This window comes from Gaiella sp. (assembly GCF_035710885.1).
Classification (GTDB): Bacteria; Actinomycetota; Thermoleophilia; order Gaiellales; family Gaiellaceae; genus Gaiella.
Map to the genome: position 1 here is coordinate 33,456 of NZ_DASTCS010000020.1, position 17,387 is coordinate 50,842.

At 71.9% G+C, this 17,387-nt stretch carries 19 protein-coding genes; 16 read left to right on the plus strand and 3 right to left on the minus strand.

Annotated features, from left to right (window positions below):
* Positions 1 to 58 precede the first annotated feature (58 nt).
* The 5 genes from VFO26_RS04500 (at position 59) to VFO26_RS04520 (ending at position 4,681) form a co-directional block, all read left to right on the plus strand.
* On the plus strand, positions 59 to 769 hold the full coding sequence (locus tag VFO26_RS04500; protein WP_325113712.1) for an ABC transporter ATP-binding protein: 711 nt from the start codon (positions 59 to 61) through the stop codon (positions 767 to 769).
* A gap of 25 nt (positions 770 to 794) precedes the next feature.
* Positions 795 to 1,502 carry an ABC transporter ATP-binding protein gene (locus VFO26_RS04505; RefSeq protein ID WP_325113694.1) on the plus strand — a complete coding sequence of 236 codons (708 nt, stop codon included), beginning with the start codon at positions 795 to 797 and terminating at the stop codon, positions 1,500 to 1,502.
* The gene (locus VFO26_RS04510; protein WP_325113695.1) at positions 1,502 to 2,386 is read left to right on the plus strand and encodes a branched-chain amino acid ABC transporter permease; all 885 of its coding nucleotides are present in this window, start codon (positions 1,502 to 1,504) and stop codon (positions 2,384 to 2,386) included. Before VFO26_RS04505 ends, VFO26_RS04510 begins: the two co-directional genes overlap by 1 nt.
* The gene (locus tag VFO26_RS04515; RefSeq protein WP_325113696.1) at positions 2,383 to 3,366 is read left to right on the plus strand and encodes a branched-chain amino acid ABC transporter permease; all 984 of its coding nucleotides are present in this window, start codon (positions 2,383 to 2,385) and stop codon (positions 3,364 to 3,366) included. Before VFO26_RS04510 ends, VFO26_RS04515 begins: the two co-directional genes overlap by 4 nt.
* A 70-nt stretch (positions 3,367 to 3,436) precedes the next feature.
* On the plus strand, positions 3,437 to 4,681 hold the full coding sequence (locus VFO26_RS04520; RefSeq protein ID WP_325113697.1) for an ABC transporter substrate-binding protein: 1,245 nt from the start codon (positions 3,437 to 3,439) through the stop codon (positions 4,679 to 4,681).
* A gap of 24 nt (positions 4,682 to 4,705) precedes the next feature.
* Here VFO26_RS04520 and VFO26_RS04525 read toward each other — a convergent pair whose 3' ends face one another.
* The gene (locus VFO26_RS04525) at positions 4,706 to 5,830 is read right to left on the minus strand and encodes a hypothetical protein (RefSeq protein WP_325113698.1); all 1,125 of its coding nucleotides are present in this window, start codon (positions 5,828 to 5,830) and stop codon (positions 4,706 to 4,708) included.
* A gap of 80 nt (positions 5,831 to 5,910) precedes the next feature.
* Here VFO26_RS04525 and cofH point away from each other — a divergent pair, with 80 nt between their 5' ends.
* Complete coding sequence (gene cofH / locus VFO26_RS04530) at positions 5,911 to 8,274, plus strand: 5-amino-6-(D-ribitylamino)uracil--L-tyrosine 4-hydroxyphenyl transferase CofH (protein WP_325113699.1); 2,364 nt, start codon at positions 5,911 to 5,913, stop codon at positions 8,272 to 8,274.
* 47 nt (positions 8,275 to 8,321) lie between these two features.
* Here the strand turns inward: cofH and VFO26_RS04535 are convergent, their stop codons facing one another.
* The gene (locus tag VFO26_RS04535) at positions 8,322 to 8,948 is read right to left on the minus strand and encodes a hypothetical protein (RefSeq protein WP_325113700.1); all 627 of its coding nucleotides are present in this window, start codon (positions 8,946 to 8,948) and stop codon (positions 8,322 to 8,324) included.
* A 185-nt stretch (positions 8,949 to 9,133) separates the two neighbouring features.
* Between VFO26_RS04535 and VFO26_RS04540 the strand changes: the two genes are divergently transcribed.
* The 3 genes from VFO26_RS04540 to VFO26_RS04550 are packed head-to-tail and all read left to right on the plus strand — an operon-like array spanning position 9,134 to position 10,615.
* Positions 9,134 to 10,051, plus strand: coding sequence for a hypothetical protein (locus VFO26_RS04540; RefSeq protein WP_325113701.1), 918 nt, complete (start codon positions 9,134 to 9,136; stop codon positions 10,049 to 10,051).
* A 57-nt stretch (positions 10,052 to 10,108) separates the two neighbouring features.
* Positions 10,109 to 10,450 (plus strand): heme-binding domain-containing protein, encoded by a 342-nt coding sequence (locus VFO26_RS04545; RefSeq protein ID WP_325113702.1) that lies wholly within the window; start codon positions 10,109 to 10,111, stop codon positions 10,448 to 10,450.
* A 39-nt stretch (positions 10,451 to 10,489) separates the two neighbouring features.
* Positions 10,490 to 10,615 carry a hypothetical protein gene (locus VFO26_RS04550; RefSeq protein ID WP_325113703.1) on the plus strand — a complete coding sequence of 42 codons (126 nt, stop codon included), beginning with the start codon at positions 10,490 to 10,492 and terminating at the stop codon, positions 10,613 to 10,615.
* Here the strand turns inward: VFO26_RS04550 and VFO26_RS04555 are convergent.
* Positions 10,612 to 11,340, minus strand: a complete 729-nt coding sequence (locus VFO26_RS04555; protein WP_325113704.1) for a 1-(5-phosphoribosyl)-5-[(5-phosphoribosylamino)methylideneamino] imidazole-4-carboxamide isomerase — start codon at positions 11,338 to 11,340, stop codon at positions 10,612 to 10,614. The two genes, VFO26_RS04550 and VFO26_RS04555, sit on opposite strands and share 4 nt — an antisense overlap.
* 22 nt (positions 11,341 to 11,362) lie before the next feature.
* Between VFO26_RS04555 and VFO26_RS04560 the strand changes: the two genes are divergently transcribed.
* From VFO26_RS04560 to hisIE, 7 genes are all read left to right on the plus strand, one after another.
* On the plus strand, positions 11,363 to 11,704 hold the full coding sequence (locus tag VFO26_RS04560) for a YerC/YecD family TrpR-related protein (protein WP_325113705.1): 342 nt from the start codon (positions 11,363 to 11,365) through the stop codon (positions 11,702 to 11,704).
* The gene (gene hisG / locus VFO26_RS04565) at positions 11,701 to 12,588 is read left to right on the plus strand and encodes an ATP phosphoribosyltransferase (protein WP_325113706.1); all 888 of its coding nucleotides are present in this window, start codon (positions 11,701 to 11,703) and stop codon (positions 12,586 to 12,588) included. Before VFO26_RS04560 ends, hisG begins: the two co-directional genes overlap by 4 nt.
* The gene (hisD, locus tag VFO26_RS04570) at positions 12,585 to 13,724 is read left to right on the plus strand and encodes a histidinol dehydrogenase (RefSeq protein ID WP_325113707.1); all 1,140 of its coding nucleotides are present in this window, start codon (positions 12,585 to 12,587) and stop codon (positions 13,722 to 13,724) included. The genes hisG and hisD overlap by 4 nt, the downstream gene beginning before the upstream one ends.
* Positions 13,721 to 15,307 (plus strand): aminotransferase class I/II-fold pyridoxal phosphate-dependent enzyme, encoded by a 1,587-nt coding sequence (locus VFO26_RS04575; protein ID WP_325113708.1) that lies wholly within the window; start codon positions 13,721 to 13,723, stop codon positions 15,305 to 15,307. The genes hisD and VFO26_RS04575 overlap by 4 nt, the downstream gene beginning before the upstream one ends.
* Positions 15,308 to 15,587: 280 nt before the next feature.
* A complete protein-coding gene (gene hisH, locus VFO26_RS04580) occupies positions 15,588 to 16,190 on the plus strand; it encodes an imidazole glycerol phosphate synthase subunit HisH (RefSeq protein ID WP_325113709.1) in 603 nt (200 codons plus the stop codon).
* Positions 16,172 to 16,912: an imidazole glycerol phosphate synthase subunit HisF gene (hisF, locus tag VFO26_RS04585; RefSeq protein WP_325113710.1), complete on the plus strand. Its 741-nt coding sequence runs from the start codon at positions 16,172 to 16,174 to the stop codon at positions 16,910 to 16,912. Before hisH ends, hisF begins: the two co-directional genes overlap by 19 nt.
* On the plus strand, positions 16,894 to 17,387 hold a 494-nt coding region (gene hisIE, locus VFO26_RS04590), incomplete at its 3' end, for a bifunctional phosphoribosyl-AMP cyclohydrolase/phosphoribosyl-ATP diphosphatase HisIE (protein WP_325113711.1). The genes hisF and hisIE, both read left to right, overlap by 19 nt.

Sequence of the window (17,387 nt, forward strand, 5' to 3'; positions counted from 1 at the left end):
GACCAGCGCCCCACCGCGGCCGCGTTCGACCGCACCCGACAGACGATCACCCACCTTGATGCTCCTCTCGGTCCGCGATGTCACGCTTCGGTTCGGGGGTATCGTCGCCCTCGACGGGGTCTCGTTCGACGTCTCGCGCGGGGTCGTCTCGGGGCTGATCGGGCCCAACGGCGCGGGGAAGACGACGGTCTTCAACGTGATCACGCGGCTCTACGCGCCCGACGCCGGCGAGGTGGAGCTCGACGGAAAGTCCCTGCTCCGCACGCCGGCCCACGGGATCGTACGACGCGGGATCGCCCGGACCTTCCAGAACATCAACCTCTTCAGGTCGATGAGCGTGCTCGAGAACGTCCTCGTCGGCGGCCACTCGCTCGGGCGGAGCGCCGGCGAGCGGGAGGCGCTCGAGGCGCTGGACGTCGTCGGCCTCGCGCCACTGGCGGGCAAGCCGGCGGCGGCGCTCCCCTACGGGACCCAGAAGCGGGTCGAGATCGCCCGCGCCCTGATGGCGCAGCCGACGCTGCTGCTGCTCGACGAGCCGGCCGGCGGGCTCAACCACGAGGAGGTGGAGGCGCTCGGGGACTTCATCCTCCGCCTCCGCGACGAGCGCGCGCTGACGATCCTGCTCGTGGAGCACCACATGAGCCTGGTGATGCGGGTCTCGGATCACGTGAACGTCCTGAGCTTCGGGCGCAAGATCGCGTCGGGCCCGCCCGCCCAGGTGCAGGCCGATCCCGCGGTGATCGAGGCCTACCTCGGGGTGCAGGAATGATCCGGCCGCGTGGAGAGGGCCGCGTGTGACCGCATTCCTGGAGCTGGAGGGGGTGGAAGCGCGCTACGGCCCGGTGCAGGCGCTGCACGGCATCTCGCTGCAGGTGCCGGAGGGGGAGATCGTCGCCGTCCTCGGCGCGAACGGGGCCGGGAAGACGACCACGCTCCGCGCGGTATCGGGCACCGTCCGCCACTCGGGCCGGATCACGTTCGCGGGCAAGCCGCTGCGCGGTGGGCCGGAGGCGGTCGCGCGCGCGGGCATCGCGCACGTCCCGGAGGGGCGCGGCACGTTCACCGAGCTGACCGTCACCGAGAACCTGCGTCTCGGTGCGTACGTCCGTCGCGAGCGAAACCTCGGTCCGGACATCGAGCGTGTCTCGCAGTGGTTCCCGTGGATCCCGGATCGTGCGGACCAGGCGGCGGGAACGCTCTCCGGCGGGGAGCAGCAGATGCTGGCCGTGGCGCGCGCGCTCATGGCCCGCCCGCGCCTGCTGATGCTCGACGAGCCCTCGCTCGGCCTCGCTCCGATGGTCGTGCGCGAGATCTTCCGGATCGTGCGCGAGCTGAACCAGCAGGAGGGCCTCACCGTGCTCGTGGTCGAGCAGGACGCGCGGATCGCGCTCCAGTCGGCGTCGAGCGCGTACGTGCTCGAGGTCGGCCGCGTCGCGGTCTCCGGGCCCAGCCTCGAGCTCACGGAGAACGAGTCCGTGCGGCGGAGCTACCTGGGCTACTGATGGCCGACTTCATGCAGCAGGTGGTCGCGGGCCTCGCCTCCGGGTCGATCTACGCGTCGCTCGCGCTCGCCCTCGTGCTGATCCACCGCGCGACCGGGGTGATCAACTTCGCCCAGGGCGAGATGGCGACGCTCTCGACCTACATTGCCTGGACGCTGACGACGAACCACGGGTGGGCATACTGGCCCGCCTTCGCCTTCACGCTCGGCGCCTCCTTCGTGGGCGGGGCCGCGATCCACCAGGGCATCATCCGCCCGAACGAGAAGGGCTCGGTGCTCCGGGTCGTGATCGTCACGATCGGGCTGCTGCTCGCGATCAACGGGCTCGTCATCCTGATCTGGTCGGGCGAGGTGCGGGCGGTGCAGAGCCCGTTCCCGTCAGGGACGATCGAGCTCGGGGGCGTGGTCGTCTCGCTCCAGGACATCGGCACCATCGCCGTCGTGCTCGGAACGGTCGTCGTTCTCTGGCTGATGTTCCAGTACACGAAGATCGGCCTGGCGATGCGTGCCGCCGCCGTCAACCCGGCCGAGGCCCGCCTCGTCGGCGTCCGCGTGACCTGGATGCTGTCCCTCGGCTGGGGGCTCGCCGCGGTGCTCGGCGCCGTCGCGGGGATGCTCGCCGCGCCGAGCATCTTCCTGGACCCGAACCTCATGGCCGCGCTGCTCATCTACGCGTTCGCGGCGGCAGTGCTGGGCGGGATCGACTCGCCGGTCGGCGCGATCGTGGGCGGCCTGATCCTCGGCGTCGGGCTCAACCTGATCGGGACGTACGTCGACTTCGTGGGGGCCGACCTCAGGCTCCCCGTCGCGCTCCTCGTGATCCTCGTCGTGCTCCTCGTCAAGCCGTCCGGGATCTTCGGTCGAAGCGAGGTGAAGCGGGTATGAGGCTGCCCCGCTGGGTCCCCGCTGCCGCCGCGTTCGTCGTGCTCGTCGTCGTCGTGGCCGTCCTGCCGTCGTTCGTCTCCTCGTTCCGCGCCCAGCAACTGGCCTACGTCGGCATCTACCTCGTCGCGCTGATCGGCCTCAACATCCTCACGGGCTACACGGGCCAGATCTCGCTGGGCCACGGCGCGTTCATGGCGGTCGGGGGGTACACGACGGCGATCCTGATGACCGACCACGGCGTGAAGGACGTCTGGACGATCCCGATCGCCGCGGTCCTCACCGGCGTCGTCGGCTTCCTCTTCGGCATCCCGGCGCTCCGGCTGTCGGGTCTGTACCTCGCGCTCGCGACCTTCGCGATCGCGGTGTCCACACCGGGGATCATCAAGCGGTTCGAGGGCTTCACCGGCGGGGGCAGCGGCATCAACCTGTTCGGGACGCCGGAGCTGACGGCGTCGATCACGCCCGTCACCGTCCTCGGCAAGGAGCTCGTGTTCAACGACTGGCTGTACTACCTCTCGTGGACCGTGGCGCTCGTCGGCTACGTCCTCGCGTGGCTCCTGCTGCGCGGACGGACGGGGCTGGCTCTCCGCTCCGTGCGCGACAGCGAGACCGCTGCGCAGTCCTCCGGGGTCAGCCTGCCCAGGTACAAGACGCTCGCCTTCGGCCTGAGCGCCGCCTACGCCGGCGTCGCCGGCTCGTTGTTCGCGATCGCGACGACGTTCGTCAACCCGGACACCTTCCCGATCGCGCTCTCGATCCTGCTCCTGGTCGGCGTCGTCGTCGGCGGTCTCGGCTCGCTCGTCGGCCTGATCGCCGGGGCGGTCTTCATCCAGTTCCTGCCGGACTGGTCGCAGCGCGTGTCGCAGTCCCCGGGCGCTCCGTCCGTCGTCTCGGGCGTGCTCCTGATCGCGCTGATGTTCGTCCTGCCGATGGGCGTCGCCGGGCTGGTCGCTCGTCTCCGAGCGCTCACAAAGCGCTGACAACACGCGGCTACCATCGGGCGGCACGCGCAGTCCCGAGACGATCCCGACCCCAAGGAGCACCTCTTCGATGACCAGGAAGCTCGCGTTCGCGCTCGCGGCGCTCGCACTGACACTCGCCGTCGGCGTGACGGCCGCGTTCGCAGGCACGAGTCGCACGGGGGCCGATCCGGGCGTGACGCCGACGTCGATCCTGCTCGGCGCGACGTCGCCGCTCTCGGGGACCGCGTCGGCGTACGCCTCGGTTGCGCGCGGCGCGAACGCGTACTTCGAGCACGTCAACGCGCGGGGTGGCGTGAACGGCCGGAAGATCGGGTACGAGATCGTCGACGACGCCTACAACCCGGCGCAGACGGTCCAGGCGACGCGCAAGCTCGTGGAGCAGGAGGGTGTCTTCGCGATCTTCAACGCGCTGGGCACCGAGCACAACCTCGCCGTCCGGGAGTACCTGAACTCGCAGAAGGTGCCGCAGCTGTTCGCCGCCTCCGGCGCGACCGTCTTCGGCACCGAGGCCGGCAAGTACCCGTACACGATCGGCTTCCAGCCCAGCTACCAGGCGGAGGGCTGGGTGCTCGGCAAGTACCTGGCGCGCACCCAGGGCGCCGCGAAGGTGGCGGTGCTGTTCCAGAACGACGACTACGGCAAGGATCTCCTCAACGGCCTGAAGAAGGGGATCCAGCGCTCGCGCGTGAAAATCGTTGCCGCACAGCCCTACGAGGTGACGGCGAGCGACGTCCAGACGCAGGTCGTGAAGCTCCGCGGGTCGGGCGCGAACACGTTCGCGGTGTTCGCGACACCCAAGTTCGCGATCCAGGCCTACGTGTACGCGAGCAAGCTGGGCTGGAAGCCGAAGCTGTCGCTCGCCAACGCGGTCTCGTCCGCCTCGAACATCATGCAGCTCGCCTCCGAGGGTGGCACGAACAAGGCCGTGGAGGGAGCGGTCTCGATCGTCTTCCTCAAGGACCCCACCGACCCGCGCTGGAAGAACGACGCGGCGATCAAGCTGTACCGCAGCGTGATGAAGCGCTACGCGCCGGGGGCGAACGTCAACGACGTCTACCACGTGTACGGCATGTCCGCAGCGTGGACGGCCGTCGAGGCGATCCGCAAGGTCGGCAAGAACCTGACGCGGGAAGGGCTCGTCGAGGTGACGGAGCGGATGAACCTCTCGGGGAACCCGTTCCTGCTGCCCGGCATCGCGCTCAAGACGGGGCCCGGCGACCACTTCCCGATCGAGCAGATGCTGCTGCAGCGCTGGCACAAGGGCGCCTGGAAGAGCTTCGGCGGGCTGTGGGGGTACCGCGGCGCGTCGTAGCACCGCGGCTTTCGTTCTCCTCGCCTACTGGAGGCGCGGCGCCTCCGCGGGCGCCGGGACGAGCGAGCGTGCCAGCTCGGTGAGGAGCGTCCGGTCAGCGCCGGAGAGCTCGACGAGCGTGCCGCCACGCACGACGCGCACGTGGTGGCGCGGCTCGACGTTCTCGCCGGCGTCGGCGACCTCCAGCCCGTCGTCGCCGGGCTGCCAGTCGAGCCACTCGGCCCGTGTCGAGCTCGAGGAGCGCTGGCGGACACCCACCTCGTACGCTCCCTCGCGGCTCGTGTAGCCGAGGAAGACCTCCGGCTCGACGGGCGGTCGCTCCCGCCCCGCTGTGAACAGGCGCTCGAAGAGCCGCCAGCCGTCGGGCACGCGCTCGGGCACGAAGACCGCGAACGGTGCGGCCCCCGCGAGCTCGTGGAGCGGAAGCCTCTCGGGCCGGGCCCATCCGCGCGACGCGACCACCCCTTCCGGCAGCGTGAGGTCGAAGTCCTCCGAGGGGCGCTGGCCGTAGGTGATCTCTGTCACCTCGAGCCGGTGAAACGGCTCGCCCCCGAGGAACGCCTCGGTCCGCAGCAGCGCTCCGCGCTCGGCGTCGATCGCCAGTTCGACGCGGTCGGCGCCGGGGCCGAGCCGAAAGACCACCGAGCCCGACCCTTCGGGCTCCGGGCGTGCCCTCGCCCGCACGCGCCACGCGTCCCTGCCCGCGACCTCGGCCTGCCCGAAGGGCTCGAGCAGAAAGGAGCCGAGGACGCCGACGGGGTCGAGGAGGAACGCGTAGGTCGACGAGGGCGAGGCGGTGCTCTGCTCGCTCTCGCTCGTCACGGCACCCCAGTCCGAGTCCCACGAGGCCCAGCGCTCGCCGTCGCGAACCAGGGAGCGCCTCCCCGCCTGCACGCCCGCTGCCTCCTCGCGAAAGCGCGTGGCGCTCTCGAGCACGAGCGTCGTCGTCCAGCTCGTCTCGTCCGGGGCGGGCTCTCCGCGGGACGACGCGACCTGCATCGCAGCGCTGCCCTGGCGAGCCGCCATGTAGCGCTCGAACGCCGCGCTGCTTCGCGGCCCATGACGCCACTCGACCACCGTCAGCCGTGCCGGGCGCGCTCGCTCGGCGGCGTCGTGGAGAAGCTCGAGGATCTCGCCGAGTGCCGCCACCCGGCGATTCTGCATCGAGGGCTTTGCGTATGCTCTTCACTCCGGCGCGAGGAGACCGCCCGGCGACACAACTCACGCCGATGGCAGACCTCTCCTCAGAGCTCCTCACCGTCCCGCTGGACGACCTGATGGCCGAGGCCCGGCGCCTGCGGGGGCTCGGCACGGGCACGCTCGTGACGTACTCGCCAAAGGTCTTCGTCCCGCTGACGACCCTGTGTCGCGACGTCTGCGGCTACTGCACGTTCGCCCGGCCACCACGTCGCGGCGAGCGGGCGTACCTCTCCGAGGAGGAGGTGCTGGCAATCGCGCGTGCGGGGGTGGAGGCAGGCTGTACGGAGGCGCTGTTCACGCTCGGCGACCGTCCCGAGGCCCGCTACCGGGTCGCCCGGGAGGAGCTCGCGGCGCACGGCTGCGCGACGACGCTCGAGTACCTCGCACGGTGCGCGAGGCGCGTGCTCGAGGAGACCGGCCTGCTGCCGCACCTGAACCCCGGGGTGATGACGCGCGACGAGCTCGTCGCCCTGCGACCGGTCGCGGCCTCGATGGGGATCATGCTCGAGACGACCGCGGAGCGGCTGGCCACCCGGGGCGGCCCGCACTGGGCATCGCCCGACAAGGTGCCGGCGCGGCGGCTCGAGACGATGCGCCTCGCAGGCGAGCTCGCGATCCCGTTCACGAGCGGGATCCTGGTCGGGATCGGCGAGACGCGCGAGGAGCGGATCGACGCGCTGCTCGTCCTCCGGGCACTCGCCCGCGAGCACGGGAACCTGCGCGAGGTGATCGTCCAGAACTTCCGCGCCAAGCCCGGGACGCGCATGGCCGGCCATCCCGACGCCCCGACGGAGGAGCACCTGTGGTCGATCGCCGCCGCGCGGATCGTCCTCGGGCCCGACGTCCACGTGCAGGCTCCGCCGAACCTCGCCTACGACGACTTCCCGCAGCTGCTCGACGCGGGGATCGACGACTGGGGCGGCGTCTCGCCCGTGACCGTCGACCATGTCAACCCGGAGGCACCGTGGCCACAGGTCGAGCGGCTCCGGGAGGCGTGCCGCTCGCGCGGGCTCGAGCTCGCACCGCGGTTGCCCCTCTACCCCGAGCACGTCGCCGACCTCGACCGCTGGGCCGACCCCGCGGTGGCGCCCGCCATCCGGCGGGCGTCCGACGCGCAGGGGCTCGCCCGGGAGGATTGCTGGGCCCCGGGCGCGCCCGTCGAGGTCCCGTTCATCGTCGCGCGCGACCCCGCACCCGTCGGGCTCGTGGGCGACGAGCTCGGCGAGACCGAGCTCGTGCGGCTCTTCTCGGCCCGGGGAGTGGAGCGCGAGCGCGTCTTCGCGTCGGCAGACCGGCTCCGGCGCGAGACCTGTGGCGACGCGGTCACGTACGTGGTGACGCGGAACATCCAGTACACGAACGTCTGCTACTTCCGCTGCGGGTTCTGCGCCTTCTCGAAGGGCAAGCTCGCCGCGAACCTCCGTGGGCCTGCGTACCTCGTCTCCGAGGGGGAGATCGTCCGGCGCGTGGAGGAGGCGTGGGAGCGCGGCGCGACGGAGGTCTGCCTGCAGGGCGGCATCCACCCGGCGTTCACGGGCGACTACTACGCCGGTGTCGTGTCGGCGATCCGGGAGGCCGTGCCGCGGATGCACGTCCACGCCTTCTCCGCGCTCGAGGTGTGGCAGGGCGCGGCGACGCTCGGTCTCGACCTCGAGACCTACCTTGCGCGGCTCCGCGACCTCGGGCTCGGGTCGCTCCCGGGGACGGCGGCGGAGATCCTCGACGACGAGGTGCGCGCGGTCATCTGCCCGGACAAGGTCACGACCGCCCAGTGGCTCGAGGTGCACGGGACTGCGCACAGCGTCGGGCTCCACTCCAACGTGACGCTCATGTTCGGCCACGTCGAGCGGCCGGTGCACTGGGCCCGGCACCTGCTGCGGGCGCGCGAGCAGCAGGCGCGCACCGGCGGCTTCACCGAGCTGGTGCCGCTGCCGTTCGTGCCGATGGAGGCGCCGATCTACCTGCAGGGACGCGCGCGGCGTGGGCCGACCTTCGGCGAGGCGCTGCTCCTGCACGCCGTTGCGCGGCTCGCACTCCATCCTCTGATCACGAACGTCCAGGCGAGCTGGGTGAAGCTCGGGCCGGACGGCGTGCGCCAGGCCCTCGCCGCGGGCGTCAACGACCTCGGTGGGACTCTGATGAACGAGTCGATCTCACGTGCGGCCGGGTCGGAGTGGGGGCAGGAGCTGCCGCCGGAGCAGATGGAGGAGCTGATCCGCTCCGCCGGGCGCGTGCCGCGCCAGCGCACGACCACCTACGGCGCGCCGCCGGAGGAGCAGGTCCGCCGCTCGTTCGGCGCCGCGCCGCTCGCGGAGCCGCTCAACCCTCCGGTGCGGGAGGCAGGGCTGCGGCGTCCCGCCCGGTTGCTCCGGCCGGCCGCGCTCACCGGCTGAGGCCGATCAGGGGCACGGCGCTGCCGCGCCGGCGAGGGTGGGTCGCGTCAGCGGCCGGTCCGTCGGCGCACCGCGTCGACCCCGAGGGCGGGGAGCCGGAGCGCGACCGACGGCAGCCCGCGACGTGCGTCGTCGAGCGCGTGGCGAAGCGCCGTCGCCGCAGACGGGCCGTGAAGCCCTTCGCCGTGGCCGACGAGCAGGTGCTCGGGCTCATGGGAAGCCAGCGCCTGTCGCGGCGGGCTCAGCCGAAGCAGGAGGTGCACGCCCACCGGATCGTCCCCGCTCCGGAAGAACCGGTTCGTGCCGACCGCCTCCGCGACCACGAGCGTCCGCTCGGCGCGCCACCAGAGCGCGACCTCGTGCCAGCGTCTCGTGTGCCGGACCGGGATCGTCTCGAACGGGCTGCCCGGGACCGTGCCCGGGACGAGGAGATGTGGCACCTCGAGCTCCGCCGCGACGGCGGCGCAGTCGCGGTTGTGTCGGTCGAGGAGCTGGATGACGCCGGCCGGCTGGCCGAGCCCGCGCACCCGCTCGAGCGCCGGCTCGTGGCGGACAGGGTCGACGACCCACACGCGCCCGTCGGCGGCAAGCGCGTGTGAGGTGCGGGTTGCGGGCTCGTCGACGATCCACGAGAACCCGCGCGCGCCCCGGTCGTCGCAGAAGCGAATGCCCATCACGAAAGGCTACGCGGCCGACTGCTTCGGGTGTGAACGGCCCCAACCACCCCCAGGGGCACCCCGGTGTCCCTGGTATCACGCTAGCGGTGATCTCGTCACGGGTGTGTGCCGACTTCGCGCCGAGATCCGCACGGCTCGCGCCGGCCGAGAGGTCTGCGAGGGGCGCTACGCTTCTTGCCGACTTGAGACTGCTCGTGGTAGTCGCGGCCGCGCTGATCCTCGTATCGCCGGCTGCGGCCTCGGAGATCTTCGCCGTCGATGCCACTGACGTGACGCTCCGGGTCAACGGCGCCACCGCTCTCATCTCGTACACCGCGAAGGGCAAGCGTCGACACCTGCTCGTGTGGGGGGCGATCAACGCGCTCGGGCCGGGATCGCCGACCCCGCAGACGTCCTTTCGGCGTGACTACAGCGGCGGCTGGAAGTCGCGCGGGAAAGCCGTCTGGGCCACATTCCCGAATCGGTGTGGCCCGTACACCGGACCGCCGCTGCCGTTCCTCGTCGTGGCGTGCACGGCGCCCGACGGCACGCACTGGGCGGTCCAGGCGTGGCAGCGGCTGCTGCCGATGCGCGGCTTCGACCCCTGGAGGGCGGGTCAGGCGGTGATGGAGTTCCATCTGTCGCACTGGTCAGGGCCAGTGGCGTTGCTCGAGGTGTCGCCGAACTGGACCTACGGTGGCCTGTGGCAGGGGCTCTTCGGGCGGCTGACCTACTCGGGGGCGCCGGTCTTCGGAACGCGGACGCCGACCGCCAGCAAGCGCGACACGTACGGACGCTACGTCTACATCGACACGCGCAACTCGGTCTACGGGCCCGGCTGGAAGCACGACGCGGGCAAGGTGCTGCATCTCCGCAACGGCGCCTTCTGTTACAGCTTCGTCCCTCAGGCGCCGCCGCCCGGCTACCCGGACACTGCTGCTCGGGGGCCTGCGGTCGGCGACCTGCACCGGGTGACGGTCATGGGGCCGGGCGTGACGCCCGACGTGTCGTGGGAGGGTCCGCCCCTCGGCCAATACGACCGGTCGCAAGACGACGTCTACGACGCGCTCTTCGACAGGCTCGTCGGGACGGACGACCGCGCCTGCGCCAACGAGCGCTGATTCGGCGTCGTTTCGTCCGGGGGCCGACTCCCGAGGGCTCGGGAGTTCACCACGCGCGTGATCGGTCGAACTCCGGATGCCGGGACCGCCGACGACGTCGAGCCACGGCACGTGCGGAAGCGGCTGATCGGCGCTGTTGTCCTGATCGTGTCGCTGTTCGTCGTCGCCCAGGCCGTGCCCTACGGACGCGATCACACGAATCCGCCCGTTAGGCGAGAAGTGCGCTGGGCTCGCCGCGCACTCGCGAGCTCGCCGCAGGCGCGCGTGGTCGACTGCCACTCGAACCTGACGGACTGGACGTGGTACACGAACGTGGCGCCCGTCTCCTGGCTCGTGTACGGCGTCGTCGAAGGGGGCAGAGAGCACGTCGACTTCTCGGAGTGGGACAGGCCGCAGTGAGAGGCGGGCGACATCGTCGAGGCGGTCCGGGACGGGTCGATGCCGCCGCTCCAGTACGAGCCGCTGCATGCCGGCGCGTGGCTCTCCGACGCGGAGCGGGCGGAGCTCGTCCGAGGCCCCGAGAAGATCCTCGCCGCCGATCCGCCGATCGCCGGTGGCGCCTAGCCCGAGACGAGCGCCGAACGCGCGCCTGGCAGCGTGAACCGACCGGCGAGGAGCGCGCTGCCGGTGATCGCAGCCTCACAGCCCAGCTCCTGCAACGCGACCAGGTCTGCCGTCGACGCGATCCCGCCCGCCGCCATGACCGGGAGGCCCACGGCCAGCACCTGGGCGAGCAGGTCGAGATCCGGCCCCGCCAGCGACCCGTCGCGCGACGTCGCAGTCACGAGCAGCCGGGCCACTCCGGCCTCCGCACAGCGACTCGCGAGCTCGACCGCGGTGAGCTCCGACGAGCGCGTCCAGCCCTCGACCGCGACCTTGCCCTCCTGGACGTCGACGGCCACGACGAGTGCCGGGCCGACACTCGACGTCGCCGACGCGACGAACGCCGGGGACAGCGCCGCCGTGCCCACCATCACGCGATCCGCACCCGCAGCCAGCGCCGCTTCGAGCGCCTCGAGGGTGCGGTAGCCGCCACCCACCTGGAGCGGAAGTGCGCTCGCGTCGGCGACCGCCGTCACGAGGTCGAGCGACGGACGCCCGGAAAACGCACCGTCGAGGTCGACGAGATGGAGTCTCGTCGCACCGTCGCCCGCGAAGCGCCTCGCGAGCTCGAGCGGGTCGCCCCCTTCCAGCGTGACCGCGTCGCGCCTGCCTTCGAAGAGCCGAACGACACGACCCTCGAGGACGTCGACGGCGGGGACGACCTCCATCTGCTTGCGTGCTAACACGTTAGCATGATAACATGAAAGTATGCGCCGCACACGATCCGACGTGCCGACGATTCGCGTACAGGACATCGAGGAAGTCCCGGGCCTCGTTGCGCTGGCGGACGCCGTCACGACCTTGCGGACAAAGGATGAGGTCACACGCTTCCTGCGCGATCTCTGCACGCTCCCGGAGCTCGAGGCGCTCGCGCATCGCTGGCAGACGGTGCTCCTGCTCGAGCAGGGCGTTCCGTACGTCGAGATCGCGCAGCGGGTGCCGACGTCGACCGCGACGGTCACGCGCGTCGCTCAGTGGCTGCGCCACGGGACGGGCGGCTACCGCATCGCGCTCGAGCGAACGCGTCGCCGCGCGCAGAGGCGCCGATGACGGTGCCCTTCACGCGTGCCGGCGAGAACGGACGGCTGACGCTCGCAGTCCCGGCGAAGGGGCGGATGGCGGAGCCCGCAATGCGCCTGTGCGCCGACGCGGGGCTCTCGTTCGAGGTGACCGAGCGCTCGCTCGTCGTTCCGTGCGTGAACGCGCCGGTCGACCTGCTTCTCGTACGGCCGAGTGACATCCCCGAGTACGCCCAGGACGGGGTCGTCGATCTCGGGATCACCGGCGCGAACCTCGTCGTGGAGGCTGACGCCGACGTCGTGACGCTCGCCGAGCTGGGCTTCGCGCGCTGCTCGCTCGAGGCGGCGGTACCGGTCGACGCGCCGCAGCGCGAGGTCGCAGACCTCGTCGGGCTGCGCGTCGCGACTGCCTATCCGGTCTCGACCAAGCGGCTGCTCGAGGAGGCCGGCGTCGTGTGCGAGCTCGTCCCCGTGTCGGGATCCGTCGAGGCGACACCCCGGCTCGGGCTGGCGGACGCGATCGTCGATCTCGTCTCGACCGGATCGACGATGAGCGCCAACGGGCTACGCCCGGTCGGCAAGCTGCTGTCCTCGCAGGCCGTGCTCGTCGGTGGTCGTGCCGCGATCGAGGCGCAGCGCGACCTCGTCGACCGGCTCGAGCTGATGCTCTCGGGCGTCGTCGCCGCCCGCCGGCGGCGCTACCTGATGATGAACGCGCACGTCGACGACCTCCCGGCGATTCGCGACGTGCTTCCCGGGATGGGTGCGCCGTCCGTGCTCCAGCTCGCCGAGGAAGGGGAGATCGCGGTTCATGCGGCCGTCGACGCGGACGAGGTCTGGACCCTCCTACCCGTCCTGCGCGAGGCGGGGGCGACCTCGATCCTGGTGCTGCCGATCGAAAGGCTCGTCCCGTGAGGAGATCGCTCGACGAGGCTCTCGACGCGGTCGCGCCGATCGTGTCCGACGTGCGTCGGCGCGGGGATGCCGCCCTGCTCGAATGGACCGAGCGCTACGACGGGCCCCGGCCCACCGGCCCCCGCGTGCCGCGGGCACAGATCGACGCAGCCGAGGTGGACGAGGACGTTCTCGCCGCGCTGCGCCGGATGATCGACGCGGTCCGCCTCTTCAGCGAAGCGCAGCGACCGGCCGACACTTCTGTCGAAGCGGCGCCTGGCATCGTCTCCGAGCGCCGCTGGCTGCCGCTCGACGCGGTTGGCCTCTGTGTGCCGAGTGGGCGCACACCGCTTCCTTCCTCGCTCGTGATGACCGCCGTGCCGGCACGGGTCGCGGGAGTCCGCCGCATCGTGGTGGTGACGCCCAGCCCTGCGGAGGCCACCCTCGTCGCGGCGCGAGAGCTCGGGATCGAGGAGATCCATGCAGTCGGGGGTGCGCAGGCCGTCGCCGCCCTCGCCTACGGGACCGACTCCATCGCTCCCGTCGACGCGATCGTCGGCCCGGGCAACCATTACGTCACGGCGGCCAAGCTGCTCGTGTCGAGCCGCGTCAGAATCGATCTCCCTGCCGGGCCGAGCGAGGTCGTGGTGATTGCGGACTCGAGCGCCGAGCCGAGCCGGGTGGCCGCCGATTTGCTCGCCCAGGCGGAGCACGGCGATGACAGCGACGCGCTGCTCCTCACCGACGACGCCGCGCTGGCGGGCGCCGTCGCGGAGCTCGTCTCGACCCACGCGAACGTCCGCGTCGAGCGTGTGGCATCGCTCGACGAGGCGCTGGCCCGGTCGGAGGCGTACGCGCCCGAGCACCTGGAGCTGCACGTCGCCGACCCCGCTGCCTTGCTTCCGCGGATCCGGAACGCCGGCTCGGTGTTCGTCGGCTGCTCGTCGGTGGTCGGCGACTATGCAGCCGGGGCCACGCATGTGCTCCCGACCGGCGGCCTCGCCCGCTCAACGGGCGGCCTGGGCATCGAGGCGTTTCTCAAGCCGCTCCAGGTCGTGACCGCCACCGAGGACGGATCGCGCCTGGCCGCCGAGGTCGTCGCGCCTCTCGCGAGGGTCGAGGGCCTCCCGCTGCACGCCGCGGCGGTGAGGGCGTGAACGCCGCGCGCGTGAAGGCGCAGCCCGTCGGGACCGGTTTCGCGCCGTACGTGTGGGCGCCGGGTGTGGACGAGGTCGCGGCGCGACACGGCGTGCCGCGCGAGGCCGTGCTCAAGTTCGACCAGAACACGCCGCCGCTCCCGGGCGTGCCTCAGGTGCCCCTCGCCCAGAGCATGGGACGGCTCGAGGCGTATCCCGACGGGACGTATCGTGAGCTGCGGGAGGCGGCGGCCTCCTACGTCGGGCTCTCTGCGGAGAATGTCGTCGTGGGAGCGGGGGCGGACGACCTGATCCTGCTGGCGGCCCAGACGTTCCTCGGTTCCGGGGCCCGCGCGGCGATCGAGCCGCCGACCTACGCGCTCTACCGGATAGCCACCACGCTCCACGGCGCGGAGGTCGTCGGTCGGCTCGACGACGCCGATCTGCACTGGGTCTGCAACCCGAACAACCCGACCGGCACCTGGGTCGAGCCGGAGGAGATCGTCGAGCTCGCGCGGAGCCGGGTGGACGCGATCGTCGTTGTGGACGAGGCCTACGTCGAATACGGGGCCCGCTCGTGCGCGCCCTGGGTGGACGAGCTGGAGAACCTCGTCGTCCTGCGGACGATGTCGAAGGCGTTCGGCTTTGCTGCTCTCCGCGTCGGGTATGCGCTCGCCCACCCGGCGACGGCCGGGCTCCTCACGGAGCGCCGCGCGCCGGCTCCGATCGCGGGTCCGGCGGCCGTGATCGCCGCCGCCGCGCTCCGCGATCCTCGCCTCAGCGACGTCGAGGCGACGATCGTCGAACGCGAGCGACTCCGCGGCGAGCTCGTAGCCGCCGGGTACACCTGCGAGCCCACGGCGACGAACTTCGTCTACGTCCCGACGGACGAGCCGCTCGCCGAGCGCCTCGAGGCGCAGGGGATCGTCGTGCGCTCGTTTCCGGGGGCGATCAGGATCACCGTCCGACGACCGTCCGAGAACGACGTGCTCCTGCGCGCACTCGGGGCGGAGCCGGGTCTCGCTCCTGGTCGGGAGGCGACGGTCGTGCGGACGACCACCGAGACCTCGATACGCCTCACTCTGTCGCTGGACGGCGCCGGCCGTACGCGCGTCGAGACGGGGATCGGTTTCCTCGATCATCTGCTGACCCTCTGCGCGTTCCATGCCGGGTTCGACCTCGACCTCCTGGCGGGTGGCGACCTCACGGTCGACCACCACCACACGGTCGAGGACGTCCACGCCGGTCTCGGAGCTGCGGTGTCCCAGGCGCTGGGCTCGCGGGAGGGCGTTGCCCGCTACGGGTCGGCCGTCGTTCCGATGGACGAGGCGCGCGCGACCGCAGCCGTCGACCTCGTCCGACGTGCCCACGCGGAGATCGACCTCGCGTTCGGGGGCGAGCGGGTGGGAGAGCTCGCGGTGTCGCTCGTGTGCCACGCGCTCGAGCGCTTCGCGATCGAGGCCGGCTGCACCGTGCATGTGGAGTCCGCAGGAGTGGACGACCACCATGTCGCGGAAGCGGCGTACAAAGCCCTCGGCCAGGCGCTGCGCCAGGCCGTCGCTGCCGGGGCCGCCGGCATCCGCTCGACAAAAGGCATGGCATGAGCGGGCGCGCGGCCGAACGGTGTCAGACACCGTTCTCTGTCAACCCCAAAGCGTGCCGGTTTCGTTCCAATCGATCCACAGGGCGCACGTCGGCGTGGGCCATGGGCTCGCCGGTGTCACCGGGAGTTGGTCGGGGCAGCGGGAATGGTGACCACGTCGGGCGAACGAACAGGGACGCTTGCTCCGGGGCCTGTGGAGCGACCGGCACGACCTCGACACAGCTCGCTCTTGACAGCGCACGGTGTCTGACACCGGCTTCCCGGCCAACCACCAGCGTCGCATGAGGGTCGCGATCGCCGACTACGGGGCCGGGAACCTCCGCTCGCTCTCCTCCGCGCTCGCCCGCGCGGGCGTCCACCCGATCGTCACGACCGATCCCGACCTCGTCGTGGAGGCCCCGCTGGCGCTGATCGCGGGCGTCGGCCACGTCGAGAGCGCCGCCGCCGGCCTGGCCCGGCACGGCCTCGACGACGCCCTCCGCGAGCGGGTCGCCGACGGCCGACCCGTCGCGGGGATCTGCGTCGGCATGCAGCTTCTCTTCGGGGAGAGCGAGGAAGGCGGTGAGGGGCTGGGCCTGCTCGGTGGGCCCGTCCGCCGCGTGCGTGCGCCGCGCGTCCCGCACATGGGCTGGAACACGCTGGTGGCCACGCGCCCGAGCGAGCTCCTCGACGGCGTGGAGGGCGCCGACGTCTACTTCGCCCACAGCTTCGCGGCCGAGCCGGCGGACGCCGCCGTCGTCGCGGCGATCGTCGACCACGACGGCCCGATCGTGGCGGCGGTCGAAGCGGGGCCGCTCGCCGGCGCGCAGTTCCATCCCGAGCGGAGCGGCCCGGCGGGCGCGCGTGTCCTCGAGAACCTCGTGCGATGGTCAAGAAGCGCGTGATCCCGTGCCTCGACGTCGCCGACGGCCGCGTTGTGAAGGGCGTCAACTTCCGGAACCTGCGGGAGATGGGGGAGCCGGTCGAGCTTGCGCGCCGCTACTCCGAGCTCGGCGCCGACGAGCTGGTCTTCCTCGACATCACGGCCACGCTCGAGGGCCGCGGGCCGATCCTCGACGTCATCGGCCGGGCGGCGGAGGAGCTCACGATCCCGTTCACCGCCGGCGGTGGGATCACCAGCGTGGGCGACGCCCGCGACCTGCTGCTCGCAGGCGCCGACAAGGTCGCGATCAACCGCGCTGCGTTCGAGGATCCGGAGATCCTCACGGCGCTCGCCGGGGAGTTCGGCGCCCAGGCCGTCGTCTGCGCGATCGACGCGCGCGGGGGAGAGGTCGTCACCCACGCCGGGCGAGAGCCGCGCGGGCGCGACGCGGTCGACTGGGCGCGCGAGGCCGTCGAGCGCGGGGCCGGTGAGATCCTGCTCACGTCGATCGATGCCGACGGGACGCGCGAGGGATACGACCTGGAGCTGACCGGCGCGGTCGTCGCGGCGGTCGAGGTGCCGGTGATCGCCTCGGGCGGCGCCGGACAGGCGCGCCATCTCGCCGAGGCGTTCGAGGTCGGTGCGGAGGCCGCCCTGATCGCGTCCATCGTGCACGAGCGGCCCGAGCGGCTACCCGAGCTCAAGGTTGAGCTGGAGGAGGCGGGATGGGCGATCAGGCGCTGATCCCGGTGATCGTCCAGCACGCGGAGACCGATCGCGTCCTGATGCTCGCCTACGCGAACGAGGAGGCGCTGAACCGCACACGGGAGACCGGCGAGGCGTGGTTCTGGAGCCGCTCGCGCGAGGAGCTCTGGCACAAGGGCGCGACGTCGGGGAACACCATGGCCGTCGAGGAGATCCGCGACGACTGCGACGGGGACGCGCTTCTCTACCGGGTGCACCCGCGCGGGCCGGCCTGCCACACAGGGGCCGAGTCGTGCTTCGCGCCGTGGCTCTGGCGCGTCGTCGCCGAACGGGCGGCGACCCGGCCTGAGGGGTCGTACGTCGGCGGGCTGCTCGACGCCGGCCCCGCGGCTGTCGCCCGCAAGGTCGGGGAGGAAGGTGTCGAGGCGGCGCTTGCCGCCGTCACCGAGCCCGACGAGCGGCTCGTCGAGGAGCTCGCCGACCTCTGGTTCCACAGCTACGTCCTCCTCGCCGC